This window comes from Chromobacterium sp. IIBBL 290-4 (genome assembly GCF_024207115.1).
Lineage (GTDB): Bacteria > Pseudomonadota > Gammaproteobacteria > Burkholderiales > Chromobacteriaceae > Chromobacterium.
Window position 1 is genome coordinate 2692245 of sequence record NZ_CP100128.1, and the last position, 24867, is coordinate 2717111.

Sequence of the window (24867 nt, forward strand, 5' to 3'; positions counted from 1 at the left end):
CTCAATGCTCGCGGCGCATGAATTGGCGCGGACGGAAGCCCAGCGCGAAGAGCACGGCGAAATAGACCAGCGCGCCTATGATTACCAGCAGCAGCAGCCACAGCACGCGTTGCCAGGCGTGGCCGTGCCAGTCTATCGGCAGCAGCCATTGCGCGGCCAGCAGCGAAGCGGCCATGGCGGCGATGGCGGTGGCCAGCTTGGACAGGAAGCTCTTCCAGCCGCTTTCCGGCTGGTAGATGCCGCGTCTTTGCAGCGTGTACAGCAGCAGGCCGGCATTGATGCAGGAGGCCAGGCCGATGGACAGCGCCAGGCCGGCATGCTTGAGCGGGAAGACGAAGACCAGGTTCATGAGCTGGGTGGAGACCAAGGTCATCAGCGCGATGCGCACCGGGGTTTTGATGTCCTGGCGGGCATAGAAGCCGGGCGCCAGCACTTTCACCAGAATCAGGCCCAAGAGGCCGAAGGAGTAAGCGATCACCGCCTGCTGCGACATCAGCGCGTCATGCGCGGTGAACTTGCCGTACATGAACATGGTGTAGAGCAGCGGCCCGGACAGCAGGCCCAGGCCGACGGTGGCCGGCACCGCCAGCAGCAGCGACAGGCGTATGCCCCAGTCCAGCAGCACGCTGAATTCGGCTTCGGATTTGCTGGCCGCGTGTTTGGACAGCGAAGGCAGCAAGATGGTGCCGAGCGCCACGCCCAGCACGCCGGAGGGGAACTCCATCAGCCGGTCGGCGTAATACATCCACGACACGCTGCCGGTGGGCAGGAAGGAGGCGAAGGTGGAGTTGATCAGCAAGGAGATCTGCGCCACCGACACGCCGAAAATGGCCGGCCCCATCTGCTTGATCACCCGCCATACCGCCGGATCGCGGAAGGCCAGGGTAGGTTTGGCCAGCATGCCTATCTGCTTCAGGAAGGGCAGCTGCCACACCAGCTGGATCAGGCCGCCGACGAACACCGCCCAGGCCATCGCCATGATGGGAGGATGGAAGTAGTGGGTGAAGGCCAGCGCGAACACGATGAAGCTGACGTTCAGAAAGGTGGGCGTGAAGGCCGGGATGGAAAACTTGCCCCAGCTGTTCAGCACGCTGCCGGTCATCGAGGACAGCGAAATGAAAAAGATATAGGGAAACGACACCCGCAGAATGTCGGCGAACAGGGCCGCCTTGGCCGGCTCGCGGTAGAAGCCCGGCGCCGAAATCCACATGATGGCGGGGGCGGCCAGCATGCCTATCGCCGTCACCAGCAGCAGCACCGAACCCAGCACGCCGGTCACCTTGGCGACGAATTCGCGGGTTTCCTCATGGGTTTTGTTTTGCTTGTATTCGCCGAGAATGGGCACGAAAGCCTGTGAAAACGCGCCTTCGGCGAACAGGCGGCGCAGCATATTGGGTATCTTGAATGCGGCGTTGAAAGCGTCGGCGGCCATGCCGGCGCCGAAAATGCGGGCGACCAGCGTGTCGCGGACCAGGCCGAGCACGCGGGAAACCATGGTCATGCTGCTGACTGCAGCCAGGGCCTTGAGCAGATTCATTGCTTTATTGGTGTCAGGGGCGTTGAGCAAGCCCGCTAGTTTACGCTGGCGGGATTCCTGTTGCAAAACCTGTGTTTAGGGCTTAGAATCGCGGGTTTCAGATTCCGCTATCAGGAGAGATTCATGGCTAACAGCGCACAAGCTCGCAAGCGTGCACGCACAGCCCTTAAGCAGCGCGCGCACAACGCCAGCCTGCGTACTGCGTTCCGTACCGCAGTTAAGAAAGTGCTCAAGGCTATCGAAGCCGGTGACAAGGCCGCCGCTCGCGTGGTGTTCCAAGCTTCCGAAAAAGTCATCGACCGCATCGCTGACAAGGGCGTGTTCCACAAGAACAAGGCTGCTCGTCATAAGAGCCGTCTGTCCGCCCAGATCAAGGCTATGGCCTAATCGATCGACAGCCCAGGCTGCAAGAATACGCAAAGGCTCCGCAATCGCGGGGCCTTTTGTGTTTTTGGCGCGCCTGCGCATGGGATGCTTAGAAGCAGAGGGTAGGGGTCTGGCCGCTGCGGCAAGGCGGCAGGGGATCCAGCTGCGGGCATGCTCGCCTCTGGCATCGGCCGATTTCCCGGCTTATCGACAGATGGCTGAATCGGCTGGCAACGGGGCGGCCGAAGAAACCCCTCCTCTTGTTGCGGAGGAGGGGTGATGGCTTACAGCAGGCGCGCGGCCTGGCGCGCCATTTCGCCCTCTTCGTCGGTGGGCAGCGCATAGGCCGGCAGGCGGCTGTTCTGCGTGGTGAGGCGACGGGAGTGCGCAAGATTGGCGGCATGGTCCAGCTCGAAGCCCAGCCAGGCCAGCTGCTGCAGAATCCGGCCGCGCACCTCGGCCGAGTGCTCGCCGATGCCTGCGGTGAAGATTACCGCGTCCAGGCCCCTGAGCGCGCCGGCCAGGCTGGCCACCTCGCGCGCGGCGCGATAGCAGAACAGCTCCACCGCCTCGCGCGCGGCCGGCAATTCGCTATCCAGCAGTTCGCGCATATCGGCCGATACGCCCGATACGCCCAGCAGGCCGGAATTCTTGTACAGCTCGCGCCGCACATCCTTGACGCCCATGCCTTCATGCTCTTGCCAGTACAGGATCACTTCCGGGTCGATATAGCCGGGGCGGCTGCCCATCATCAGGCCGTCCACCGCCGAGAAGCCCATGCTGGAGGCGATGCTCTTGCCCGATTCGATGGCGCAGGCGCTGGCGCCGTTGCCCAGGTGGCAGACCACCACCTTGCCGTGGGCCAGATTCAACTCCGGCAGCCGGCGGGAGATGGCGGCGTAGGAGAGGCCATGGAAGCCATAGCGGCGCACGCCTTCATCGTGCCAGTGGCGGGCGATGCCGAAACGGGTGGCCACTTCCGGCTGGCTGGCGTGGAAGGCGGTGTCGAAGCAGGCGATCTGCGGCAGCCTGTCGTCCAGTTCCTGAAACGCGTCCACCACCTCCAGGCTCACCGGCTGATGCAGCGGCGCCAGCGGAATGTACTCATCCAGCGCCGCCCGCGCCGCGGCGTCGATGCGGATGGGCTCATGGTAGCGCTTGCCGCCGTGCACCACGCGGTGAACCACGGCGCGCACTTGCAGCTGCTGGTCGGCCAGGCTGTTCAGCACCGCGGCCAGGGCCGCTTGATGGGAGGCGTCGTCCAGCGGCCTTTCGGTTTGCGGCTGGCCTCTGGCGTCGGACAGCTGCAGCTTCGCCTCTTTGCTGCCGAAACGGTCCACCATGCCGCGCGCCAGCAGCGTCTGGCCATCGGCGGAGAAGGCGCGGAACTTCAGCGTGGACGAGCCGGCGTTGATGGCCAGCAGGCAGGGCGTCATGCGCGGCCTCCTTTGGCGCGGCGCTGGTGCGCCAGCAGGCAGGCGATGGCGCTGGAGGCCAGGCGGCCGCTGGCGTCGTCGGCGCGGCTGGTCAGCACCATGGGCACGCGCGCGCCCATCACGATGCCGGCCGAGGCGGCCTGGGCCAGGTAGGTGAGCTGCTTGCCCAGCATATTGCCGGCTTCCAGGTCCGGCACCAGCAAGATGTCCGGATCGCCGGCCACCGCCGAGACGATGCCCTTGCTCTGGGCGGCTTCCTTGGAGATGGCGTTGTCGAAGGCCAGCGGGCCGTCGAGGATGGCGCCGGTGATCTGGCCGCGCTCGGCCATTTTGCACAGCGCGGCGGCGTCCAGGGTGGAGCGCATGTCGGGATTGATGGTTTCCACCGCCGCCAGGATGGCCACCTTGGGTTGCTGGATGCCCAGCGCGTGGGTCAGGTCGATGGCGTTCTGACAGATGTCGCGCTTGGTGATCAGGTCCGGCTCGATATTGACCGCGGCATCGGTGATGAATAGATAGCGCGGGTAGCTGTCCACCTTCATGATCCAGACGTGGCTGATGCGGCGGTCGGTGCGGATGCCGGTGTCGCGGGCCAGCGCGGCGCTCATGAATTCGTCGGTGTGCAGGCTGCCCTTCATCAGGATGTCGGCGTAGCCGTCGCGCACCAGCTGCACCGCATGCTCGGCGGCGGCGTGGCTGTGCTCGACGTCTATGCATTCAAAACGTTTGAGGTCGATGTCCAGCTCATCGGCTGTTTTCTGCAGCTTGGATTGCGGCGCCACCAGTATCGGCGTGGCGATGCCGTTGTCGGCGGCCTCCACGGCGCCGAGCAGCGATTCGCGGCTGCAAGGGTGGGCGACAGCCATCGGCAGCGCACCCAGCGCGCGGGCTTGTTGCAGGATGTCGTCGAATGCGTGGGTATCGTGGTTCATCGCTTGCTCCTTACGCCTTGATGTGATGGCCGCCGTCAACGTAGATGGTCTGGCCGGTCAGGCCGCTGGCGGCGTTGGAAATCAGGAAGGCGCAGGTCATGCCCACTTCCTCGATGTCGACCAGGCGGTTCTGCGGCGCGCGGGCGATGGCGTCCTCTATCAATTGGTCGAAATGGGCGATGCCGGAGGCGGCGCGCGTTTTCAGCGGGCCGGGGGAGACAGCGTGCACGCGGATGCGCTTGGGGCCCAGATCGTTGGCCAGATAACGGCTGACGCTTTCCAGCGCCGCCTTCACCGGACCCATGATGTTGTAGTTTTCCACCACCTTGTCGGCGCCGTAATAGCTCATGGTGATCAGGCTGCCGCCGTTTTTCATCAGCGGCTCGGCCAGGCGCGCCATTTCGATGAATGAATAGCAGGAAACGTGCATCGCCTGCTGGAAGCCCTTCAGCGAGCAATCGGCGACGCGGCCGTGCAGGTCTTCGGCCGGGCAGTAGGCGATGGAGTGGATGATGAAATCCAGGCTGCCCCACTGTTTCTCGATTTCCGCGAACACATGCTCCAATTGGCCCGGCTGCTCCACGTCCAGCGGCAGCACCACGCTGGCCTGCAGCTTTTCAGCCAGCGGGCGCACGTATTTTTCGGCCTTCTCGTTGAGGTAGGTGACCGCGCATTGCGCGCCCAATTGGTGCAATACGCTGGCGCAGCCATAGGCGATGCTGTTCTCGTTGGCGATGCCGACGATCAGGCCGCGTTTGCCGGCGAGGATGTTGCGAATGCTTTCCATCTGACCTTCTTGGTAAACCATTTGGACCTCCGGGATAGCGTTGCAGAACCGTGTTGCGGAAAAATGATGTAAAAGTGCTTTTTGTATTGTCGTTTCAGTCGGATATAATCAGGGGTTTGCGGCCGCGCTTGAGTTTGCGCTCCGGTGGCCGCATCTATACTGTCAATCCTGTGTACAGTTTAGTTCCAGGGGTGGTGCAGTGCAGCAAATATGCTTATTATGCCATTGTGGTTATCTGGCGGGAAAGTAAAGCTATGCCGATCTATGAATATCGTTGCGGCGCCTGTGGCGTCGCCAAGGAACATCTGCAAAAACTGAGCGACGCGCCGGTTGCGGCCTGTCCGGCCTGCGGCAGCGCGGATTACCAGAAGCAGCTGTCCGCCGCGGGTTTCCAGCTGAAGGGCTCGGGCTGGTATGCCACCGACTTCAAGGGCGGCGGCAGCGCTTCATCCAGCTCGTCCAGCGAAAGTTCCTCTTCCGGCGGCCATAGTTGCGGCACCGGCTCCTGCGGCGGCTGCCACTGATGTCGGTGTCTCCCAAGATCAAGATGACGCTGAAGGGCTATCTGATCGCCGGCCTGCTGATCTGGCTGCCGCTGGCGATCACCTTGTGGGTGCTCAATCTCATCATCGGCTCGCTGGACCAGACGCTGACGCTGCTGCCGACCGAATGGCGTCCGGAAAGCCTGTTCGGCGTGCATGTGCCCGGCATGGGCGTGGTGTTCGCCGTATTGGTGGTGATGGGCACCGGCATGCTGGCCGCCAATGTGCTGGGCCGCCGCCTGGTGGAGTTCTGGCATGGCGCGCTGTCGCGCACGCCGGTAGTGAGTTCAATTTACAACAGCGTGAAGCAAGTGAGCGACACGCTGCTGTCCGATTCCGGCAATGCGTTCAAGAACGCGCTGCTGGTGCGCTGGCCGCATCAAAACGCCTGGTGCGTGGCCTTCCAGACCGGCACGCCGGCCGAGGAGATCCTGCGTCACGCCGATGACGGCGAGGAGCTGGTCAGCGTGTATGTGCCGACCACGCCTAACCCGACGTCCGGCTATTTCATCGTGGTGCCGCGCAGCGATACCCGCGAGTTGAATATGAGCGTCGACGAGGCGCTCAAGTACGTCATTTCCATGGGCGTGGTCGTGCCGAACCCGCCGCCGCAGGCTCAGCGTCCGCGTCTGAACGACGAACATAATCGGCAGGGCTAGACCGCCACCCTGTCTAGCCCGAACACGCCGTCTCCCCAAGCGGGAGCTTCAAAGATTCAATAAAAAGGTTTAAGCAATGCGTACCGATTACTGCGGACTTATCGACAAGAAATACCTCGGTCAAACCGTGACCGTCAAAGGCTGGGCACACCGTCGCCGCGACCACGGCGGCGTGATCTTCATCGACCTGCGCGACCGCGAAGGCCTGGTGCAGGTGGTGATCGATCCGGACACCCCGGAAGCGTTCAAGCTGGCTGACAGCAGCCGCGGCGAGTACGTGCTGTCCATCAGCGGCATCGTGCGCGAGCGCCCGGCCGGCACCGCCAACAGCAAGATGATCTCCGGCGAGATCGAAATCCTGGCCAAGGAAATCGAAATCCTGAACGCCGCGGCCACGCCGCCGTTCCAGATCGACGACGAGAACCTGTCGGAAAACGTCCGCCTGACCAACCGCGTGATCGACCTGCGCCGCCCGGCGATGCAGAAGAACCTGCGCCTGCGCTACAAGGTGGCGATGGGCGTGCGCAACCATCTGGACAAGCAGGGCTTCATCGACATCGAAACCCCGATGCTGACCCGCTCCACCCCGGAAGGCGCCCGCGACTACCTGGTGCCGTCCCGCGTGCATCCGGGCGAGTTCTTCGCGCTGCCGCAATCGCCGCAGCTGTTCAAGCAGCTGCTGATGGTGGCCGGCTTCGACCGCTACTACCAGATCACCAAGTGCTTCCGCGACGAAGACCTGCGCGCCGACCGCCAGCCTGAATTCACCCAGATCGATATCGAGACCTCGTTCCTGAACGAGGACCAGATCATGGACATCACCGAGACCATGACCAAGGAGATCTTCAGCGACGTGCTGGGCGTGACGCTGCCGACCTTCCCGCGCATGACCTATGGCGACGCGATGTTCTACTACGGCTCCGACAAGCCCGATATGCGCGTTTCGCTGAAGTTCACCGAGCTGACCGACGTGATGAAGTCGGAAGAGTTCAAGGTGTTCCGCGGCGCCGCCGACATGGCCAATGGCCGCGTGGTGGCCCTGCGCGTGCCGAACGGCTCGTCGTTCAGCCGCAAGGAAATCGACGACTACACCCAGTTCGTCGCCATCTACGGCGCCAAGGGCCTGGCCTACATCAAGGTCAACGACGCGAGCAAGCCGAACGAAGAGGGCCTGCAATCCCCGATCGTGAAGTTCCTGTCCGCCGACGGCCTGAAGGAAATCATCGAGCGCACCGGCGCGCAAAACGGCGACATCATCTTCTTCGGCGCCGACAAGGCCAAGGTGGTGAACGAGGCGATCGGCGCGCTGCGCATCAAGATCGGCCACGAGCACGGCCTGGACAACGGCTACTTCGTCAAGGAATGGCGTCCGCTGTGGGTGGTGGACTTCCCGATGTTCGAGCACGACGAGGAAGCCGACCGCTGGACCGCCTGCCACCATCCGTTCACCAGCCCGAAGCCGGGCCACGAGGACCTGATGGAAACCGATCCGGCCAACTGCCTGGCCCGCGCCTACGACATGGTGCTGAACGGTTGGGAAATCGGCGGCGGCTCGATCCGTATCCACCGCGCCGAGATCCAGGAGAAGGTGTTCGGCGCGCTGAAGATCAGCCCGGAAGAGCAACAGAACAAGTTCGGCTTCCTGCTGGACAACCTGAAGTTCGGCGCGCCCCCGCACGGCGGCCTGGCTTTCGGCCTGGACCGTCTGGTGACGCTGATGTGCGGCGCGGAATCCATCCGCGACGTGATCGCCTTCCCCAAGACCCAGCGCGCCCAGTGCCTGCTGACCAACGCGCCGAACGCGGTGGACGACAAGCAGCTGCGCGAGTTGAATCTGCGCCTGCGCCAAAAGGCCGAGCCGACCGCCTGATCACGGTAGGGCGGATGCCCCTGCGGGGCGATCCGCCGCTATTCGGAGATTGGATGGCGGAACGCCGGCGGAGCCGGCTTCCTCCCTGCGGGGCGAAATGTGGCTAAAGCCTGATCAAGAACGGACAGCGAGCTGTCCGTTTTTTTTGCGCCTTGAATTATCTATGTACATGTGTAAAATAAAAATGTACGTAGGTACGTTGATGCAAATGGAGAGCAAGATGGCGCAAGCAAGCGAAACGAAAGACATCCTGGTGGAGCGGACCCAGACCGGGGTCAAGATCGAGAAACGCATTCTCAAAGTGCTGAAAGGCATGGCGGAATATCACGACATTTCCTTGGGCGACTTGCTGGAGGGCATTGTGTTGCATGCTTTCGACGGCAAGACGCCGTTCGGCGAGGAGTCGCTGGCCAAGATCCGCCAGCTGAAGGAAGTGTACGGCCTGGATCTGGATGCCAGCCACAGCCACCACTTGCGCGAAAAGAACTGAATCCGCGCGGACTTGAAACTTCGGCCGCCCGCCGCCATCTGACAAAAGTCGGCTGGCTGCATGCGGCGGCGATGTGTCAGACGAAGCGATTGCAAAACTTTATCGTCACGATATCGATTTACAATTTGCCGGGCCGGAGCAGCTGTTTTATAAAGCCTCGCATCCCGCGACGTTGTTCGAAGCCCGAAGGAACAGCGTTGTCATATCAAGACCTTTAAGGAGATAACCATGGCCGTACTCGTTGGCAAGCAAGCCCCGTTCTTCGCAGGTGAAAAGACTTTCTCCGCCGTGCTGGGCAATGGCGAGATCGTTGACAACTACTCCTTCAAGCAGGCCACTGCCGGCAAGTACGCCGTAGTGTTCTTCTACCCGCTGGACTTCACCTTCGTCTGCCCGTCCGAGCTGATCGCTTTCGATCACCGCCTGGCTGACTTCAAGGCCAAGAACGTGGAAGTGATCGGCGTGTCCATCGACAGCCAGTTCACCCACGCCGCATGGCGCAACACCCCGGTGGAAAAGGGCGGCATCGGCCAAGTCGGCTACACCCTGGTGGCTGACATCCAGCACGAGCTGTGCAAGGCTTTCGACGTTGAAGCCGACGGCGGCGTGGCTTTCCGCGGCTCCTTCCTGATCGACAAGTCCGGCGTGGTGCAGCACCAAGTGGTGAACAACCTGCCGCTGGGCCGCAATGTCGACGAAATGCTGCGCATGGTTGACGCGCTGCAATTCACCGAAGAGCACGGCGAAGTGTGCCCGGCTGGCTGGAACAAGGGCAAGAAGGGCATGAAGCCGTCCGCTGAAGGCGTGGCTTCCTACCTGGCTGAAAACGCCAAGGACCTGTAATCCGCGTCTAGAACCGGATTCAGTCCAGCACCCCGCCCGCGCAAGCCGGCGGGGTGTTGTTTTATCGGTTCTTGCTTTGCAAAGTCAGGCGCGCCGGGCTGGTCAGGCATGCCGGCGGCGCCGCGTCGAGGAGTGCTTCAGGCTTGCTTGGCCGAGCCGGCATTCAGCGGGTGCGGATGGGATGGCCGCAGGATGGCGCGCAACGGAGCGTGTTGCAGCGCCGCGCTCAGGGCGCAGGCCGCCGCGCATAGCCACCACAGCAGCGGACCGCCGACATGGCCGTACAGAAAGGTGCCGAGCGCGGGCGCGATCAGCGTGCGGCCGCTCCAGACCGCGTTGTAGAGGCCGAGGTAGCTGCCGCGCAGCCGGCCTTCCGAACGATGCATCACCAGCAGGGAGTAGGTGGGAGACAACAACAGCTCACCCAAGGTCAGCGTGAACATCATCAGGATGGCCCAGGCGGGCCCCTGGCCCGCATTCAGCCACAAAAAACCGCAGCCGGTCAGCAAGGCGCCCAGCTGAATGCAGCGCGCCACGCCCCAGCGCAAGACGCGGCGGCTGATCGGAATTTGCAGCCCGACCACCATCAGGCCGTTGAGGGTGAACAGATAGCCTATCCATTGGGGGCCTAGCTGATAATGTTCACGCAGGAACAGCCCCAGCGTCACATACATCTGATCGAACACCAGCGTGACCAGGATCATCGAGGCGATGACCCGCAGAAAGGGCTTGTCGCGCCAAGGGCCGGGCAGGTCGGCGTCTTCCCCTATCCTCTGGCTTGGGCGCAAGCGCGTTTGCTCGCCCAGCCGCAGATAAGACCAGGTCATCCAGACGGCGGCCAGCAGCGTCCCGCTGGCGTTGGCGACGTAAATCCATTGATAGCCCCAGACGGCGATGAAGCCAGCGGTGACACCGGCGATGGCGACGCCCAGATTGAAGGCCACCCGCAGCATGCCTTGCGCCACCGGGCGTTGCTGCGGGGTGCAGGGCTCGAGCGCCAGCCGCTGGTTGATGGGCTTGAAGCCGCCATCAGCCATGCCGGAAACCACCAGCAGCGGCATGAACAGCCATACCGGCAGCTGCAAGGCCAATAGCAGCATGCACAGGCCGGACAGGCTCAGCGCCAGCACCGCCAGCTTGCGGCTGTCGAAGCGGTCGGTCAGGCTGCCGCCCTTGAAGGCGCCGGTGAGCGTGCCCATGCCGTAGAAAGCCATCAGCAGGCCAATCTGGCTGTAGGGAAGCTGATAGTTTTCCCTGAGGTAGAGCGGCAAAAACAGCTTGGACATGCCGCCCACATTATTGATGAAGCTGCATAGCACCTGGATGTAGACGCTGATGGGCAGGCCGCGGTAGGGTAGGAGAAGCTTGCTGATTCTGGATGTGGAACAAGGAGGCATGGGCAGGGTGGCGGGCCGCCTGGGGCGGCCGAAACGACAGGGTTATGCTGGTGGGCTATTATTCGATGGCGAAGGGTTGATGGTCAATTGGTCTGCCGTTTTATTTCAGCGGCAGCTTGGCTTTCACCGTCCGCATCATCGCCGCCTGCTTTTCCGCGCGCGGGTGCAGTCCGTCTGGCTGAAAGGCGGAGAGATCGCCGGCGAAGCCCTCCACCAGGAGAGGGACGAAGGCCAGTTGATTGCCGCGGGCCAGATCGCTGTAGGCGGCGCGGAACTCGGCGCCGTAACGGGGGCCATAGTTGGGTGGCAGCGCCATGCCTACCAGCAGCACCTTGATCTTGCGCGCCTTGGCCAGATTTATCATCTGTTGCAGATTATGGCGCATAGCGGACATGGGCAGGCCGCGCAGGCCGTCGTTGGCGCCCAGCTCCAGCACCAGCACGTCAGGCTTGTGGCTGGCGAGCGCCTCAGGCAGCCGCGACAGGCCGCCGGCGCTGGTTTCGCCGGAGACGCTGGCGTTGATCACCCGGTGGCGGGGCGCCAAGTCTTTGGCCAGCAGCGACACCCAGCCTTGATCGGGCGCGAGGCCGTAGCCGGCGGACAGGCTGTCGCCGAACACCAGCACCGTCGCGGCGAAGGCGGGCAGCTGCCACAGCAGCAACAAGGGGAAGAGCATCTTGCAAACGATAGAACGCATGACGAATCCAGTAAAAAAGACGGCGGTTTTGGCCGCCACCGAGTTGGCTAAACAAGTGCATTTCCGCGGCGATGTGCTGCACATCCTGCGCAGCGCCACGCTGACCTTATACCCGGGCGAGAGCGCCGCCATCGTCGGCACCTCTGGCTCGGGCAAGTCCACGCTGTTGTCGCTGCTGGCGGGGCTGGATCACCCCAGCGACGGCGAAGTGGCCTTGTTCGGCAAGCCGCTGTCCCGCCTGAGCGAAGACGCGCGCGCGCTGCTGCGCCGCGACAAAGTGGGTTTCGTGTTCCAGAACTTCCAGCTGTTGCCGCAATTGACCGCGCTGGAAAACGTCATGCTGCCATTGGAACTGGCCGGGCGCAACGACGCGCGCGAAGCGGCGCGCCACATGCTGGAGCGGGTGGGCTTGTCCGCCCGGCTGGGCCATTATCCGCGCCACTTGTCCGGCGGCGAGCAGCAGCGCGTGGCGCTGGCGCGCGCCTTCGTCATCCAGCCCGGCCTGTTGTTCGCCGACGAGCCGACCGGCAATCTCGATCCGCAGACCGGCCGCCAGATCATCGATCTGCTGTTCCAGCTCAATGCCGAGCAGGGCACCGCGCTGGTGCTGGTGACGCACGACAATGAGCTGGCCAGCCGCTGCGACGCCATCTACCGGCTGGTGGACGGCAAATTGAACGGAGCGCGACTGGAATGACGCTGCGCGGACGCTTCAATCTGGTATGGCGCTTCATCCGCCGCGAGCTGGTGGCGGGCGAGCTGACCATACTCGGCCTGGCTCTGCTGGTGGCGGTGGCGGCGATGAGCAGCGTGGCTTTCTTTTCCGACCGGGTGGAGAAGGCGCTGACTACCCAGGCCGCCCAGCTGTTGGCTGCGGATCTGGTGCTGTCCGGCAATGCGCCGGCGCCGGATGCCGTCCGCGCGGAGGCCTCGCGCCGCGGCTTGGCCATGGCCGACAGCATCAGTTTCCCATCCATGGTATTTGCCGGCGGCCAGGCGGCCCTGGCGCAGTACAAAGCCGTCAGCTCCGGCTATCCCCTGCGCGGCGAAACCTCGGTGCAAAGGCCGGATGGCAGCGAGGACAGCGGCCGTCTGCAGCCCGCCCCCGGCACGGCCTGGGCCGACGCCAAGCTGATCAGCCGGCTCAAGCTGAAGCTGGGCGACGAGATCGGCGTCGGCGACGCCCATCTGAAGCTGGCTGGCGTGATCGTGCGCGAGCCGGATGGCACCATGGATGTCTACAACTTCATTCCCCGCTTGATGTTCAATAGCGCGGACCTTCCCGCGACCGGCCTGGTGCAGGAGGGCAGCCGCATCCGCTGGCGGCTGCTGTTCGCCGGCGAAGACCGCAAGGTGGCCGCCTTCCGCGGCTGGTTGGCCAAGCATAGGCCGGCCGGCAGCCGGCTGGAGGACGTGGAGAAAATGCGTCCGGAAATCCGCGCCAGCCTGGAGCGCGCGCGGCGTTTCCTAGGCCTGACCGCGATGCTGACGGTGGCGCTGGCGGCGTCCGCCGTCGCGCTGGTAGTGCGCCGCTATCTGCAGCGCCATTGGCAGCAAGTGGCGGTGCTGCGCTGCCTGGGGCTGACCTCGGGCGAGGTGCTGGGCCTGTTCGTGTCCTTGTTCCTGCTGCTGGGGGCGCTGGCCGGCGCGGTGGGCACCCTGGCCGGTTTCGGCGTGCAAATGGGCTTGATGCAGCTGTTCAGCGGCTATGTGGGCGAGCTGTTGCCCGATCCGGGCTGGCAGCCTTGGCTGATCGGGCCATTTGCCGCCATGCTGCTGCTGGCGGGCTTGGCCATGCCGCCCTTGATGGCGGTGCGCGAGGTGTCGCCCTCCGCGGTGTTGCGGGATGAGCTGGCGCCGACCGGGCAGGGCGTGATCGCGCCGATATTGGCATTGGCGACATTGCTGGGGCTGGCCTCCTGGCAGGTGGGCGAGCTGGAACTGGCCGGCTGGCTGCTGGCGGGCATGCTGGGTTTCCTGGCCTTGTCCGGCGGCCTGGCCATGGGCCTGGTGCTGGCGATGCGCAAGCTGCCGCGCGGCGGCAAGGTGGGCTGGCGCTTCGGCATCGCCAATCTGGCGCGGCGGCGCTGGCTGGCGGTGCTGCAGATCGCGTCTTTGTCGGTGGGCCTGATGGCGTTGTTGACGCTGACGGTGGTGCGCGATGATCTGATCGCCGCCTGGCAGCGCAGCGTGCCGGCCGATGCGCCCAACAAATTCCTGATCAATATCCAGGCCAATCAACTGGATGAGGTGCGCGATGCCTTCGCCGTAGCCGGACGGACTGCGCCGGAGATGTCGCCGATGACGCGCGCCCGGCTGATCGCCATCAATGAACAGCCGCTGCGGCCCAATAGCTACGGCGACGAAGAGGCGCGTCGCTTGGCCGGCCGCGAATTCAATCTGTCCTGGCGGCAAACGCCGCCGCCGGGCAATCGCATCGTATCCGGCCGCTGGTGGGAGGAGGGCAAGCGGGTGAAGCCGCAGTTCTCGCTGGAGCGGGGCATGGCGGACCGGCTGGGCATAAGGGTGGGCGATTCGCTGGCCTTCGATCTGGCCGGCACCACCTTCCGCGCCAAGGTGACCAGCCTGCGCGAAGTGCCGTGGGATAGTTTCAGGGTCAACTTCTTCGTGATCGGCACGCCGAATCAATTCCGCCAGCAGCCGGCCAGCTGGATCACCAGCTTCCGGCTGGAGCCGGCCGACGAGGCCTTCGCCAACCAGTTGGTGCAGCGCTTCCCCAATGTGACGGTGATCGATGTCGGCAGCATTCTGGCCGAGGTGCGCGCCATGGTGGACAAGCTGACCCGCGGCATCGAAGCGATGTTCCTGCTGGCCTTGGCGGCCGGCGTGCTGGTGTTGTGGGCCTCGCTCACCGCCACGCGCGATGAGCGGCTGTCGGACATCGGGCTGATGCGGGCGCTGGGCGCTTCGCGCAAGCAGGTGCGCAGCGTGGTGCTGGCCGAGCTGGTGTGGCTGGGCGCGGTATCGGGGCTGCTGGCGGGCTTGGGCGCGATGGGCCTGGGCGTGCTGGCCTCGGTCAAGCTGTTTTCGCTGCCGATTTTGATCAATTTGTGGTTGCTGCCGCTGGGCGTGGCGGGCGGCGTGACCGTGGTGACGCTGACCGGCTGGCCGCTGGTGGGCAAGGTGACGCGCGCGCCGCCGTTGACGGTGTTGCGGACGATAAGCTAGACGCCCGAGGCAGAGGGCGCGAACAAGGAGTGTCGAGATGGATGCGATAGTGTTGGCGGCGATGGCCAAATGGCCCAATGTGCCGGCGGTGTTCGGCTGGCTGCGCCTGGACGCGCGCGGACAGTGGTGGATCAAGGACGAGCGCTTGCAGCATGAGGGGATGGTTGAGTTCTTCAACCGCAATTACAGCCGCGACGGCCAGGGGCGCTGCTATGTGCAGAACGGCCCGCAGAAAGTGTATGTGCAGCTGGACGCCGCGCCATTGGCGGCCAGGCGCACGCTCAAGGGCTGGAGCACCGTGCCCTACGATGACGACGTGCCGGCCCGCGCGGCCTGGCTGACGCCGGACGGCATGTTGTTCATCGAGATAGGCGGCGAGCTGGCGGTGGTGGACGACCGCGACCTGCCGGCCTTGCTGGAGGAGGCTTTGCCGGATTGGGAAGGCGATATGGCGGCGCTGCCGGAGCGTTTGAAGGTCGGGGAGGCCGATTTGCCTTTGGTCCAGGCGGCCCAGGGCGATTTGTTGAAGCGATACGGCATCATCGCCAAGCCCAAGGGTTGAGTCTGGCTGTCGAATTTATAGGGGGGATCCGGAATGGACGGGCCGCGCGAAATGGCGCGGCCCGTTTTTGCGTCCTTACATCTGCGTGGCTCTGACGCCCACCAGCCGTTTGCGGCCGGCCAGCATGCCGACGGTGAATGCGGCGGCGGCGATCAGGCAGAACAGCAGCGCCAGCGGCCAGGCGGCGTGGCTATGGCCGCGGATGATGCCGATGGCGAAGGGGCCGAGCGAGGCCAGCATATAGCCTATGCCTTGGGCCATGCCGGACAGGTGGGCCGCCACGTGTTGATCCGGCGAGCGATGCGCCAGCAGGCTCAGCGCGGTGCTGAACAGGCCGCCCTGGCCGAAGCCCAGCAGCGCGGCCCACAGCAGCAGGCTGTCGGTGGGCGCGTACAGCATGCCCAACAGACCGATGATCACCATGGACAGCGTGGCGACGATGGGCGGACGTTGATCGCGGCAGCGATGCGCCAGGATGGGCACCAGCAACGATGCCGGCACCTGCACCATGGTGGACCAGGACAACATCAGGCCGCCTTGCATGGCGGTGAGGCCGCGATCCATCAGGATGGACGGCAGCCAGCCGAACACGATGTAGGCTAGCGACGACTGCAGTCCCATGAACAAGGTGACTTGCCAGGCCAGCGGATCGCGCAGAATGCCGCGAACCTGCCAATGGCCTTGCGCAGCGGCATGGCGGGTATGGATCTGCGGCCACCACACGGCCAGGGCCAACGCGGCGGGCATGGCCCAGATAGCCAGGGCGGGGCGCCAGCTGTGGTCCAGCAGTTCCGCCAGCGGCACGGTGAAGCCGGCGGCCATGGCCGCGCCCGCGCACAGCGCCATGGTGTAGACGCCGGTCATCAGGCCGGCGCGGCTGGCGAAGTCGCGTTTGACGATGCCGGGCAGCAGCACGCCGATCACGCCGATGGCGGCGCCGGCCAGCGCCGAGCCGGCGTACAGGCCGGCCATGCCCAGTTGTGTGCGCAATACGGTGCCGATAGCCAGCACGACCAGCACCAGCGCGATGGTTTTTTCACTGCCCAGACGGCGCGCCAGATGCGGCGCCAGCGGGCCGAAGATGCCCAGGCAGGCTACCGGCAGCGTGGTGAGCAGGCCGGCCAGCGCCGGCGTCAGGCCCATGTCGCGGCTGACCATGCCCAGCACCGGCGCCATGCTGGACAGGGCCGGGCGCAGGTTGAGGCCGACCAGCACCAGGCCGAGCAGCAGCAAGGCGGTGCGCGCGCGCTGGCTGGAAAGCGCCGCGGGCGGCGTGTCGTCATCGATCAGCAATTCGTCGGCGATGGGCGTATTGCGGTTGGCGGGTTCTTGCATGGTGTGTCCTTTGTTATTTTCGTGTTTTCAGCAACTGGTCCAGCTCCTGCAACAGCGGGCGGGTGATGGCGGCGGCGGCCTGGCCGGCGGCCTCGGGCTGGCGAGCGAGGATGGCGTGGAAGATGGCTTCGTGGGCGGCGAAGTCCGGATCGGGCAGCGCCTCGTCTTGAATGGCGTCCTGCACGCTCTGGCGGACGGCGTCGGAGAAATAGCGATACAGTCCGGCCAGGGCCTGGTTGCCGCAGGCGTCGGCGATGGCGACGTGGAAAACGATGTCGCGCTGGGCGTAATTTTCCGGCGTATCGCTGGCGGGGTCGCCCCTGAGCTGCTCCAGGGCCGCGGCGATGCGCGACAGCTCGCCATCGTCGGCGCGCTCCGCGGCCAGTCGGGCAGCGCTTTCTTCCAGCAGGCAGCGCACTTCCAGGTGCTCGCGCAAGCTGGCGCGGCTTATCGTCCGCATCGCTTCGCCCGGGTTGATGACGGCGCGCACATACGTGCCATCGCCCTGGCGCACTTCCAGCAGGCCGGCGTAGAGCAGCACGCGTATGGCTTCGCGCACGGTATTGCGGCTGATGCCTAGTTCTTCGGCCAACTCCGGTTCGGTCGGCATCTTGCAGCCTACCGGCCAGCGGCCGGCGGCCAATTGCTGTCCCAGGCTTTCCAGCGCGATATCGACCAGCGAGCGTTTGACGACGGGATTCATCGTGGGTTCTCTAAACATCCAATCATCCGATGAATTTTACGCCAAAAATTCTAGCTGCGCAAAAAATAAGCAGAGGAGTCAGGCGGTGGCGGAGAAGGCGCCGCTGGCGGAAATGCCAAGTCCTTGTCCCACCAGCATGGCATCCAGGGAGTAAGGCGCGCCCAAGGAGTACACCAGCGCATACATCGCCAGCCCGCTGATCTGCTGCGCCGACAGCGCCGAGTTGCTGGACGGGTAGCTCAGCAGATTCTGCAGATTGTAGGGGAAAGTGTTGGGGATGATGGGCTGGTTGCTGGCAAGCTGGTTGGTCCGCTGCTGCTTGAGCAGCGCGTTGGTTTGATTGATCAGGGTGCCGTTGCCATAGGTGGTGTAGCTGTTGGAGAGCGAGTTCAAGGCCTGGGCCGCGGTATACAGCAGATTGACCGCGCCGCTGGAGTCGCCGTTGTAGGCGGCCTGCAGCGAGCTGACATTCACGGTCAGGCTGCCGCCCAGGCCATATTGGCTGGGCGATTGATAATTGAGGCCGATCTGGCTCAGGCTGCTCAATAGCGAGCTGCCGTTGCTGAAGCTGCTTTGCGCTTCTTGGTTGAGCAACTGCGGCACCATGGCGGCGATGGGATCATTGCTGGCGATGGTCTGGTTGTTCAACAGGCCGTTGATGCCGCTTTGCGCGGTGTTGAAGGCGCTGGCCAGCGATTGGGCATTGCTGTTGAGCAGGTTGAAGTCGACATTGACCGCGATATTGCTGCTGCCGGTTGCCAGCAGATTAGCCGACGCGCCATAGCCCAGCGAGATGCCGAAATTGCTGGCGTTGGAGCCGGATACGCCGTTGATGGTGTAACTGGCGTTTTGCGCGCTCTGGCTTTGGGTCAGGTTCTGGCCGCTGCCTATGGCCAGAGTCTGGTCGAAAGCCAGCCGCGACAGGCCGCTTTGATCGGTATTGTTGCCGTCATTGTCGCTGACCGAGATGCGGAAGTTATTGCTGGCGCCGGTTTTGGCGCCGCTGATTTGCAGCTGATAGGCGCCGGAGCTGTTCTGGATCACATTGGCCACCACGCCGGCGCCGGCGCCGTTGATGGCGCTGGCGATGCCCGATAGCGTGCCGTTGGTGATGCTGATCGTCACCGGCGTGTCGTTGGCGGTGAAGCTGCTGGCCGAGGTGGAGCTGGTATAGGCGTAGCTGCCGGTGGTGATGGTCAGGCTGCCGGTGCCGACCGAGGTGCTGCCGCTATCGGGCAGAGTAAAGCTGCTGGTGGCGCTCTGCGCCTGGGCCAGTTGCGAAATCGTCAGCTGGTAGTTGGCGCTGAGCGCGCCGGATGCGGTGCTGACGCTGGCCACTGCAGGATTGCTGCTGGAGGCGGTGATGCCGTTAAGCTGATTGGTCGGCGAGTAAATCTGCTGCAGGCTGCTCTCAAAGGTATTGAGGATGGACATCAGCTGGCCCAGCGTGGACAGCTGCACCTGTATCGGGTCTGCCGCGCTGGAGGAGGATGCGCTTGTCGAGCTGCTGCCGGCGCTGGAGCCCAGCAGCAAGCCGCTCGACAATAAACCGCTCAAGTTTGGCAGCAAGCTGTCGAAAGACGAGAGAGCGGAGGAGTATCCGGACAGAGAGTTCATCGCAAACACGTGCAGGCCGTACTTTTCTCAAGCATAGCCCATGGCGCGCAAGTTGTTGGCGAGGCAGGCCTTTTTTCAAAGGCGATTGTTTCATTGTGTTGCGCTGCGGCAGATGGAAAAAAGGCATGGCTTGAGGCCATGCCTTTGGACGAGAGCGGCGCGGCTTACTTGGCCATCGCGTCTTTCACGCATTTCTTGGTGAAGCTTTGCTTGGCGGCGCCGGCCAGTTTCTTGTCGGCGGCCTTGGCGTCACAGCCGGTTTGAGCGGCGGCGGTGTCTTTCTCGCACTTTTTCAGAAAGCTTTGCTTGGCGGCGCCGGCCAGCTTCTTCTCCGCGGCCTTGGCGTCGCAGGCGGCGTCGGCGAAGGCCAGATTGGCGCTGAACAGGGCGAGCGCGGCGATCATCAGCGATTTGCGCATGTTTCGATTCTCCAGTTTGTTTGGCCCTTGCGGGCGGGTCAGTCGTTTTTCTTTTGCCGGGCGTTGAGCCAATACACAGCGGTCAGCGCCGCCAGCGAAAATAGCAGCAACATCAAGGCCAGCTGGCCGGCGCCGTCGTAATTGGCCTGCTCCACCTGATTGTACAGCGCGATCGATATCACCCGTGTTTCACCTTCGATATTGCCGCCTATCATCAGCACGACGCCGAACTCGCCCACGGTATGGGCAAAGCCCAGGCAGGCGGCGCTGAGCACGCCGCTGCGGCAGGAGGGCAGGATGATGTGGCGCATCCGTTGCCAGCGGTTGGCGCCCAGAATCAGCGCGCCTTCCAGCTCTTCCTGGCGCACTGCGCGGAAGCTGGTCAACAACGGTTGCAGCACGAAGGGAAACGAGTAAAACACCGAGGCGACGACCAGGCCGTAAAAGGTGAAAGCCAGCCCCGGCAGGTTCAGCGCGGCGGTGAGCTTGCCCACCGGGCCGTGCGGGCCGAAGGCCAGCAGCAGATAGAAGCCCAGCACGGTCGGCGGCAACACCAGCGGCAGCATGGCGGCGGCTTCGATTATCGGCGTCCATCTGGAGCGGCTGCGCGCCATCGCCCAGGCAAGGGGAATGCATAGCGTCAGCAACAAGGCGGTGCTGACGCCGGCCAGCTTGAGCGTCAGCGCGATGGCGGCGAGATCCTGCGGCGTCACGGTTTGAAGCGGTAGCCTGCCTGGCTCATCAGCGCGCGCGCCTGCTCGCCCTTGAGGAAGGCCATCAAGGCGCTTGCGGCCGGGGTGGCCTTGATCTGCAGCGCGTCCTGGCGGATGGGTTGATGCAGTTTTTCCGGCACCAGCCAGTAGCGGTTATGAATGCCTTGCTCCAGCAGCTGGGACAGGGCGACAAAGGCGAAATCGGCGCCGCCGACCTCGGCGAATTGCATGGTCTGGCCGATATTGTCGCCGGTCAGTAGTTTGGGTTTGACCGCGGCCTCCAGTTTGAGCGCGGCCAGCGTTTCCATCGCGGCGCGGCCATAGGGGGCGGTGGCCGGGTTGGCGACGGCCAGCTTGTTGAAATTGCCCTGGCGCAGCGCCGCTTCGCCCGCGTCGTCGCGCTTCTTGCTCCATAGCGCCAGCTGGCCGTAGGCATAGGTGAACTGGCTGGCAGGCAGGCCTACGCCGGCTTTCGCCAGTTCGGTAGGGCGTTCGTCGTCGGCCGACAGGAACACCTCGAACGGCGCGCCCTGGCGGATTTGCGCCGCCAGCTTGCCGGAGGCGCCGGCGCTGGCGCGGATGTCATGGCCGCTGGCGGCCTTGAAGGCGACGGCGATCTTGTCCAGCGTCTGCTGAAAATTGCTGGCCACCGCCACATTGACGGTATCTGCTTGGACAAGAGGCGACAAGAGTAGGCACAACAGGGCAAGGCGCAGGCGCATGATGACGCTCTCCAGTGATCGTTTCGTCATTATGCCGCCAAAAACGCCATGCTAGCCAGCCATCGCCGCTTGTTCGAATTGCAGCAGACGCAGCCAGTCGCAGCTGAGCAAATCCGCCCAGCCGCTGGGCGCGCCGTCCGTTTGCAGCGCTTCCGCCGCGCGCAAGGTGACGCCGCCGCCCAGCAAGCGGCCGCTTACCGAATCTTCCAATTGCAGAATGCTGGCCACGTGGTCCAAATACGGCGCGATGCCGCGAACCAGCGGCGATAGCGATTGCGCCGGTCTTTGCGGCGGCAGATAGCTGGCTTGGCGGGTGATGCGGCCCTGGCGGCTGCGCAAGGCCAGCCGCATGCTGGCGACCCCGGGCCCCGCCTCGTCCGCCAGCGGCAGGTCGGGCAGCCAGGCGCGCAGCAGCGTCTGCAGGCGCAGGCTGAGCGGGCTGCCCGGCGCGGTGGCGGCCAATTGCCAGCGTCCGTCCTGCTGCTGATCCAGCAGCCAGACCGGCTCAAGCAACACGGCGCGGTAGGGCGCGAGAGATTGGGCCGAGCCGGCATAGATGAATTGATGGCTGCGGCCGGCTTGGCTGAACGCTTGCGGCGGCGGCGCGCCGGCAGGCTCGTGGGCGCGGGCCACCCGGCAAAGTTCGCTCCAGGCTACCAACGCGCATCCTAGGTTGAAGAAGGGTTTCATCTACAATGGCGTCCATTGGGTATGAGGTGATGCCGCATCGCGGCGGCCGCCCGGCGGGTGACGCGCGCAGGGTGGTTCCATTCTGGAAAATAGGCAAAATCAGGCGAAGCGCTTTTGACCGGGCGCAAACAATCTTGAGCGGGCGCGCGGCGTCCTGTCATGTTGGCCAGGCGGCTTGCTGGTATGATGCGGCCTTCGCCGGCGCGCGCGTCGGTTTGGCACACCTTTTGAAGCGTATCGAATGAAGAAACTTTCCGGCTTCCTGTTGTTGATCCTGCTGGCCGCGGCCGGCTGGCTGGCCTGGGCGATCCTGATGCCGGTATCGCTGCCGGATGGCGGTTACAAATTGCTGGTCGGCCCCAATCGCACCATGCGGCAGATCGCGCATACCCTGGAAGACGACGGCGCCATCCGCAATCGCCAACTGATGGTGGCGCTGGCGCGCGCGTCCGGCGCGGATCGCAAAGTCAAAGCCGGCCTGTATCGTTTCGAGGGCGGACAGTCGATGCTGGATATCCTGAACCGCCTGATCCAGGGCCATCCCGACGAAGCCAGCCTGACCGCGATAGAAGGCTGGACCTTCCGCCAGCTGCGCCAGGCCTTGAACAAGCATCCCGACGTGAAGCATGACGCCGCGCAGATGAGCGACGCCGAGCTGATGCGCCAGCTGGGCGTGCCGAACGCCAGCCCGGAAGGACTGTTCTTCCCCAGCACCTATCTGTTCACGCCGGGCGTGTCCGACATGGATCTCTACCGCCAGGCCTTCGCCACCATGCAGCAGCAGCTGGAAGCGGCCTGGGCCGCGCGCAAGGCCGATCTGCCGGTGCATACGCCGTATGAATTGCTGATTCTGGCCAGCCTGGTGGAAAAGGAAACGGCCAGCGACGGCGATCGTCCCATGGTGGCGGCGGTATTCGTCAACCGCTTGAAGAAGGGCATGCGGCTGCAGACCGATCCCTCGGTGATCTATGGCATGGGCAGCCAATACCAGGGCAATATCGGCAAGGCCGACCTGCGCCGCGATACGCCGTACAATACCTATACTCGCGCCGGCCTGACGCCGACGCCGATCGCGCTGCCGAGCAAGGCGTCGCTGATCGCGGCCGCGCAGCCGGCCGATACCGACGCGCTGTATTTCGTCGCCCGCGGCGACGGCAGCTCGCAGTTTTCCAGCACCCTGGAGCAGCATAACCAGGCGGTGCGCAAATATATTCTGAAGAAAGGCCAGTCATGAGCGACGCCAAACCACGCGGCCGTTTCCTCACTCTGGAGGGCATAGACGGCGCCGGCAAGAGCACTCATCTTTCCTTTATCCGCGATTGGCTGGCCCATCATGACGTCCAGGCGGTGTTCACCCGCGAGCCGGGCGGCACGCCCTTGGGCGAGAAAATACGCGAATTGCTGCTGTCGCCGGATACCCGCGCCTCGCTGGACGCCGAAACGCTGCTCGCCTTCGCCGCCCGCCAGCAGCACATCGCCGATGTGATAGAGCCGGCGCTGGCGTCTGGCCAATGGCTGGTGTCCGACCGTTTCACCGATTCGACCTACGCCTTTCAAGGCGGCGGCCGCGGCGTGCCTTTCGAGCGCATCCGCGCGTTGGAAGAGTGGGTGCAGCGCGGCTTGCAGCCAGATCTGACCCTGTTGTTCGACTTGCCGCTGGAAGTGGCGGCCGAGCGCATGTCCGGCAGCCGCGTGCTGGATCGTTTCGAGCAAGAGGCGTCCGATTTCCATCAGCGCGTGCGCGAGGCTTATCTCAAACGCGCCGAGGCGGAGCCGCATCGCTTCGCGGTGCTGGATTCCAGCCGCAGCATCGCGGCCATCCAGGATGACATCGCGCGCCATCTGGGCAAGCTGCTGGAGACGCGCTGATGTTGTACCCGTGGCAGAACGAAGACTGGGCGCGGCTGAATGCCGAGCGCGAGCGGATGCCGGGCGCCTGGCTGCTGACCGGCCAGGCCGGCATAGGCAAGCTCGCCTTCGCCCAGCATCTGGCGCAGTCGCTGCTGTGCGAAAGCCCCGAGGCGGGCCATCAGCCCTGCGGCCATTGCCAGGGCTGCCGCTGGCTGCAAAGCGGCACCCATCCGGATTTCCGCCGCCTGTCGCCGTTCGCCGACGAAGCCGAGGACGAGGGCAAGGAAGCCAAGACCACGCGCAAGCTGCCGCAGATCAAAATCGAGGCGGTGCGCGAGGTGATCGACTTCGCCCACCTGACCGCCCACCGAGCCGGCAAGCGGGTGATCCTGGTGGAGCCGGCGGAAAACCTGAACCTGGCCGCCGCCAACGCGCTGCTGAAAATTCTGGAAGAGCCGCCGGAAGCGGTGCTGTTCCTGCTGGTATCCCATGCGCCGCAGCGCCTCTTGCCCACCATCCGCAGCCGTTGCCGCCAATTCGCCCTGTCCCGCCCGCGCGAGGATGCCGCTCTGGCCTGGCTGAAGGAGCAGGGCATCGCCAATGCCGAGGTGGAGCTGGCGCACAACGGCGGCGTGCCCTTGTTCGACCATGACCCGGAGCTGGCCGCGCTGCGCGCGCAGTTCGTCAAGGGGCTGGGCCAGCCCAGCTTCGCCGGCATGCTGCAACTGGCCGAGCTGATGGACAAGAACAAGCAACTGTCGTTGCTGGAGCCGCTGTCCTGGCTGCAGAAATGGCTGCATGACCTGGCGGCTTTGGGCCTGGCCGGCCGCATCCGCTATTATCCAGATCAGGAGCGCGCTTTGGCGTCGCTAGCGGCCCGCAGCCATCCTATCCGGCTGATGGAGTGCCAGAAGAGCCTGACCGAGTTGATGCCGTTCGCGCAGCACACCTTGAATGTCCGCCTGCAGCTGGAGGCGGTGCTGATGGCTTATCTGAAGATTTTCGCCGGCGGCTGAGCGAAGGGCCGCGGCGCCGGCTAATCTTGCTTTGGCGGTGTTTGATAAAGGGCGTTGCGCATGGATGCACAGAATACCCGGCCCGATCCGGCCAATCCCAACCGCCCCGGCGTGTTGTCCTTGCACATCAAGGAGCGCAGCGCCTTGTTTGCCGCCTATATGCCTTTTGTGCGCAATGGCGGCATTTTCATTCCCACCAACCGCGAAATGCAGTTGGGCGAGGAAGTGTTCCTGCTGCTGACGCTGATGGACGATCCGCAACGGATCGCGGTGCAGGCCAAGGTGGTGTGGATCACCCCGGGCGGCGCCAACAACAGCCGGGTGCAGGGCGTGGGCGTGGAGTTTGTTTCCGGAGAGGCCGGCAAGCAGGCCAAGGACAAGATAGAGGCGCTGCTGGGCGGGGTGCTCAACTCCAGCCGTCCGACCCATACCATGTGAGGAGGAGGGCCGCCTCGTGGTATCCTGTCGCTTGATTCTTGTTTTCCCCATCCGCC

At 64.3% G+C, this 24867-nt stretch carries 26 protein-coding genes; 13 read left to right on the top strand and 13 right to left on the bottom strand.

The annotated features are described in order from the left end of the window. Position 1: 1 nt before the first annotated feature. Positions 2–1537: a murein biosynthesis integral membrane protein MurJ gene (gene murJ, locus NKT35_RS12385; protein WP_254293356.1), complete on the bottom strand. Its 1536-nt coding sequence runs from the start codon at positions 1535–1537 to the stop codon at positions 2–4. Positions 1538–1660: 123 nt separating this feature from the next. Here murJ and rpsT point away from each other — a divergent pair, with 123 nt between their 5' ends. Continuing rightward, a complete protein-coding gene (rpsT, locus tag NKT35_RS12390) occupies positions 1661–1924 on the top strand; it encodes a 30S ribosomal protein S20 (protein WP_011137294.1) in 264 nt (87 codons plus the stop codon). 263 nt (positions 1925–2187) lie between these two features. Here the strand turns inward: rpsT and NKT35_RS12395 are convergent, their stop codons facing one another. The 3 genes from NKT35_RS12395 to fabI are packed head-to-tail and all read right to left on the bottom strand — an operon-like array spanning position 2188 to position 5079. Continuing rightward, positions 2188–3339 (bottom strand): acetate/propionate family kinase, encoded by a 1152-nt coding sequence (locus tag NKT35_RS12395; RefSeq protein WP_254293358.1) that lies wholly within the window; start codon positions 3337–3339, stop codon positions 2188–2190. Next, positions 3336–4271, bottom strand: a complete 936-nt coding sequence (locus NKT35_RS12400; RefSeq protein ID WP_254293360.1) for a phosphate acetyltransferase — start codon at positions 4269–4271, stop codon at positions 3336–3338. The genes NKT35_RS12395 and NKT35_RS12400 overlap by 4 nt, the downstream gene beginning before the upstream one ends. Before the next feature lie 10 nt (positions 4272–4281). Next, positions 4282–5079, bottom strand: a complete 798-nt coding sequence (gene fabI, locus NKT35_RS12405) for an enoyl-ACP reductase FabI (RefSeq protein ID WP_254293362.1) — start codon at positions 5077–5079, stop codon at positions 4282–4284. Positions 5080–5312: 233 nt separating this feature from the next. On the opposite strand from fabI, the gene NKT35_RS12410 reads away from it, so the two are divergent. The 5 genes from NKT35_RS12410 (at position 5313) to NKT35_RS12430 (ending at position 9462) form a co-directional block, all read left to right on the top strand. Next, the gene (locus tag NKT35_RS12410) at positions 5313–5582 is read left to right on the top strand and encodes an FmdB family zinc ribbon protein (RefSeq protein WP_254293364.1); all 270 of its coding nucleotides are present in this window, start codon (positions 5313–5315) and stop codon (positions 5580–5582) included. Further along, positions 5582–6259, top strand: coding sequence for a DUF502 domain-containing protein (locus tag NKT35_RS12415; protein WP_254293365.1), 678 nt, complete (start codon positions 5582–5584; stop codon positions 6257–6259). The genes NKT35_RS12410 and NKT35_RS12415 overlap by 1 nt, the downstream gene beginning before the upstream one ends. Before the next feature lie 76 nt (positions 6260–6335). Continuing rightward, the gene (gene aspS, locus NKT35_RS12420; RefSeq protein ID WP_254293367.1) at positions 6336–8129 is read left to right on the top strand and encodes an aspartate--tRNA ligase; all 1794 of its coding nucleotides are present in this window, start codon (positions 6336–6338) and stop codon (positions 8127–8129) included. Positions 8130–8349: 220 nt separating this feature from the next. Beyond that, positions 8350–8619: a hypothetical protein gene (locus tag NKT35_RS12425; protein ID WP_254293369.1), complete on the top strand. Its 270-nt coding sequence runs from the start codon at positions 8350–8352 to the stop codon at positions 8617–8619. A gap of 228 nt (positions 8620–8847) precedes the next feature. Continuing rightward, complete coding sequence (locus NKT35_RS12430) at positions 8848–9462, top strand: peroxiredoxin (protein WP_254293371.1); 615 nt, start codon at positions 8848–8850, stop codon at positions 9460–9462. A gap of 137 nt (positions 9463–9599) precedes the next feature. On the opposite strand, the gene NKT35_RS12435 is transcribed toward NKT35_RS12430, so the two are convergent. Continuing rightward, entirely contained in the window at positions 9600–10859 is a 1260-nt protein-coding gene (locus tag NKT35_RS12435) for an MFS transporter (protein WP_254293373.1), read from the bottom strand. Positions 10860–10959: 100 nt separating this feature from the next. Further along, positions 10960–11556 carry an arylesterase gene (locus NKT35_RS12440; protein WP_254293376.1) on the bottom strand — a complete coding sequence of 199 codons (597 nt, stop codon included), beginning with the start codon at positions 11554–11556 and terminating at the stop codon, positions 10960–10962. Here NKT35_RS12440 and NKT35_RS12445 point away from each other — a divergent pair. The 3 genes from NKT35_RS12445 to NKT35_RS12455 are packed head-to-tail and all read left to right on the top strand — an operon-like array spanning position 11555 to position 15307. Next, entirely contained in the window at positions 11555–12253 is a 699-nt protein-coding gene (locus NKT35_RS12445) for an ABC transporter ATP-binding protein (RefSeq protein ID WP_254293378.1), read from the top strand. The genes NKT35_RS12440 and NKT35_RS12445 overlap by 2 nt on opposite strands. Then, positions 12250–14745 (top strand): ABC transporter permease, encoded by a 2496-nt coding sequence (locus NKT35_RS12450; RefSeq protein WP_254293380.1) that lies wholly within the window; start codon positions 12250–12252, stop codon positions 14743–14745. Before NKT35_RS12445 ends, NKT35_RS12450 begins: the two co-directional genes overlap by 4 nt. Positions 14746–14782: 37 nt before the next feature. After that, complete coding sequence (locus tag NKT35_RS12455) at positions 14783–15307, top strand: DUF2946 family protein (RefSeq protein WP_254293382.1); 525 nt, start codon at positions 14783–14785, stop codon at positions 15305–15307. Between the two features lie 75 nt (positions 15308–15382). Here NKT35_RS12455 and NKT35_RS12460 read toward each other — a convergent pair whose 3' ends face one another. The 7 genes from NKT35_RS12460 to NKT35_RS12490 all read right to left on the bottom strand — a co-directional run bounded on the left by NKT35_RS12460 (position 15383) and on the right by NKT35_RS12490 (position 21476). After that, positions 15383–16642 carry a CynX/NimT family MFS transporter gene (locus NKT35_RS12460; RefSeq protein ID WP_254293384.1) on the bottom strand — a complete coding sequence of 420 codons (1260 nt, stop codon included), beginning with the start codon at positions 16640–16642 and terminating at the stop codon, positions 15383–15385. A 13-nt stretch (positions 16643–16655) separates the two neighbouring features. Continuing rightward, complete coding sequence (locus NKT35_RS12465) at positions 16656–17345, bottom strand: FadR/GntR family transcriptional regulator (RefSeq protein ID WP_254293387.1); 690 nt, start codon at positions 17343–17345, stop codon at positions 16656–16658. A gap of 78 nt (positions 17346–17423) precedes the next feature. After that, complete coding sequence (gene fliD / locus NKT35_RS12470) at positions 17424–18962, bottom strand: flagellar filament capping protein FliD (RefSeq protein WP_254293389.1); 1539 nt, start codon at positions 18960–18962, stop codon at positions 17424–17426. 164 nt (positions 18963–19126) lie between these two features. Beyond that, positions 19127–19381: a hypothetical protein gene (locus NKT35_RS12475; RefSeq protein WP_254293391.1), complete on the bottom strand. Its 255-nt coding sequence runs from the start codon at positions 19379–19381 to the stop codon at positions 19127–19129. A gap of 38 nt (positions 19382–19419) precedes the next feature. After that, positions 19420–20094 carry a molybdate ABC transporter permease subunit gene (gene modB, locus NKT35_RS12480; protein WP_254293393.1) on the bottom strand — a complete coding sequence of 225 codons (675 nt, stop codon included), beginning with the start codon at positions 20092–20094 and terminating at the stop codon, positions 19420–19422. Continuing rightward, positions 20091–20846: a molybdate ABC transporter substrate-binding protein gene (gene modA, locus NKT35_RS12485; protein WP_254293395.1), complete on the bottom strand. Its 756-nt coding sequence runs from the start codon at positions 20844–20846 to the stop codon at positions 20091–20093. The genes modB and modA overlap by 4 nt, the downstream gene beginning before the upstream one ends. Positions 20847–20867: 21 nt before the next feature. Continuing rightward, positions 20868–21476 (bottom strand): DUF3313 family protein, encoded by a 609-nt coding sequence (locus tag NKT35_RS12490; RefSeq protein ID WP_254293397.1) that lies wholly within the window; start codon positions 21474–21476, stop codon positions 20868–20870. Between the two features lie 271 nt (positions 21477–21747). Between NKT35_RS12490 and mltG the strand changes: the two genes are divergently transcribed. The 4 genes from mltG to NKT35_RS12510 are packed head-to-tail and all read left to right on the top strand — an operon-like array spanning position 21748 to position 24811. After that, entirely contained in the window at positions 21748–22740 is a 993-nt protein-coding gene (mltG, locus tag NKT35_RS12495; RefSeq protein ID WP_254293399.1) for an endolytic transglycosylase MltG, read from the top strand. After that, positions 22737–23375 (top strand): dTMP kinase, encoded by a 639-nt coding sequence (tmk, locus tag NKT35_RS12500; protein WP_254293401.1) that lies wholly within the window; start codon positions 22737–22739, stop codon positions 23373–23375. The genes mltG and tmk overlap by 4 nt, the downstream gene beginning before the upstream one ends. Further along, positions 23375–24373, top strand: coding sequence for a DNA polymerase III subunit delta' (locus tag NKT35_RS12505; protein ID WP_254293403.1), 999 nt, complete (start codon positions 23375–23377; stop codon positions 24371–24373). The genes tmk and NKT35_RS12505 overlap by 1 nt, the downstream gene beginning before the upstream one ends. Before the next feature lie 60 nt (positions 24374–24433). Next, complete coding sequence (locus NKT35_RS12510) at positions 24434–24811, top strand: PilZ domain-containing protein (RefSeq protein WP_254293405.1); 378 nt, start codon at positions 24434–24436, stop codon at positions 24809–24811. Positions 24812–24867 lie beyond the last annotated feature (56 nt).

Bases quoted from the DNA above. Each gene is read 5' to 3' on its own strand.
- mltG (WP_254293399.1), top strand. From the start codon at position 21,748: ATGAAGAAACTTTCCGGCTTCCTGTTGTTGATCCTGCTGGCCGCGGCC.
- NKT35_RS12435 (WP_254293373.1), bottom strand. From the start codon at position 10,859: ATGCCTCCTTGTTCCACATCCAGAATCAGCAAGCTTCTCCTACCCTAC.
- fabI (WP_254293362.1), bottom strand. From the start codon at position 5,079: ATGGTTTACCAAGAAGGTCAGATGGAAAGCATTCGCAACATCCTCGCC.
- NKT35_RS12425 (WP_254293369.1), top strand. From the start codon at position 8,350: ATGGCGCAAGCAAGCGAAACGAAAGACATCCTGGTGGAGCGGACCCAG.
- NKT35_RS12455 (WP_254293382.1), top strand. From the start codon at position 14,783: ATGGATGCGATAGTGTTGGCGGCGATGGCCAAATGGCCCAATGTGCCG.
- murJ (WP_254293356.1), bottom strand. From the start codon at position 1,537: ATGAATCTGCTCAAGGCCCTGGCTGCAGTCAGCAGCATGACCATGGTT.
- fliD (WP_254293389.1), bottom strand. From the start codon at position 18,962: ATGAACTCTCTGTCCGGATACTCCTCCGCTCTCTCGTCTTTCGACAGC.
- NKT35_RS12460 (WP_254293384.1), bottom strand. From the start codon at position 16,642: ATGCAAGAACCCGCCAACCGCAATACGCCCATCGCCGACGAATTGCTG.
- NKT35_RS12395 (WP_254293358.1), bottom strand. From the start codon at position 3,339: ATGACGCCCTGCCTGCTGGCCATCAACGCCGGCTCGTCCACGCTGAAG.
- NKT35_RS12510 (WP_254293405.1), top strand. From the start codon at position 24,434: ATGGATGCACAGAATACCCGGCCCGATCCGGCCAATCCCAACCGCCCC.
- NKT35_RS12505 (WP_254293403.1), top strand. From the start codon at position 23,375: ATGTTGTACCCGTGGCAGAACGAAGACTGGGCGCGGCTGAATGCCGAG.
- NKT35_RS12445 (WP_254293378.1), top strand. From the start codon at position 11,555: ATGACGAATCCAGTAAAAAAGACGGCGGTTTTGGCCGCCACCGAGTTG.
- tmk (WP_254293401.1), top strand. From the start codon at position 22,737: ATGAGCGACGCCAAACCACGCGGCCGTTTCCTCACTCTGGAGGGCATA.
- NKT35_RS12465 (WP_254293387.1), bottom strand. From the start codon at position 17,345: ATGAATCCCGTCGTCAAACGCTCGCTGGTCGATATCGCGCTGGAAAGC.
- NKT35_RS12440 (WP_254293376.1), bottom strand. From the start codon at position 11,556: ATGCGTTCTATCGTTTGCAAGATGCTCTTCCCCTTGTTGCTGCTGTGG.
- NKT35_RS12410 (WP_254293364.1), top strand. From the start codon at position 5,313: ATGCCGATCTATGAATATCGTTGCGGCGCCTGTGGCGTCGCCAAGGAA.
- aspS (WP_254293367.1), top strand. From the start codon at position 6,336: ATGCGTACCGATTACTGCGGACTTATCGACAAGAAATACCTCGGTCAA.
- NKT35_RS12430 (WP_254293371.1), top strand. From the start codon at position 8,848: ATGGCCGTACTCGTTGGCAAGCAAGCCCCGTTCTTCGCAGGTGAAAAG.
- modA (WP_254293395.1), bottom strand. From the start codon at position 20,846: ATGACGAAACGATCACTGGAGAGCGTCATCATGCGCCTGCGCCTTGCC.
- NKT35_RS12400 (WP_254293360.1), bottom strand. From the start codon at position 4,271: ATGAACCACGATACCCACGCATTCGACGACATCCTGCAACAAGCCCGC.
- NKT35_RS12415 (WP_254293365.1), top strand. From the start codon at position 5,582: ATGTCGGTGTCTCCCAAGATCAAGATGACGCTGAAGGGCTATCTGATC.
- NKT35_RS12450 (WP_254293380.1), top strand. From the start codon at position 12,250: ATGACGCTGCGCGGACGCTTCAATCTGGTATGGCGCTTCATCCGCCGC.
- NKT35_RS12475 (WP_254293391.1), bottom strand. From the start codon at position 19,381: ATGCGCAAATCGCTGATGATCGCCGCGCTCGCCCTGTTCAGCGCCAAT.
- rpsT (WP_011137294.1), top strand. From the start codon at position 1,661: ATGGCTAACAGCGCACAAGCTCGCAAGCGTGCACGCACAGCCCTTAAG.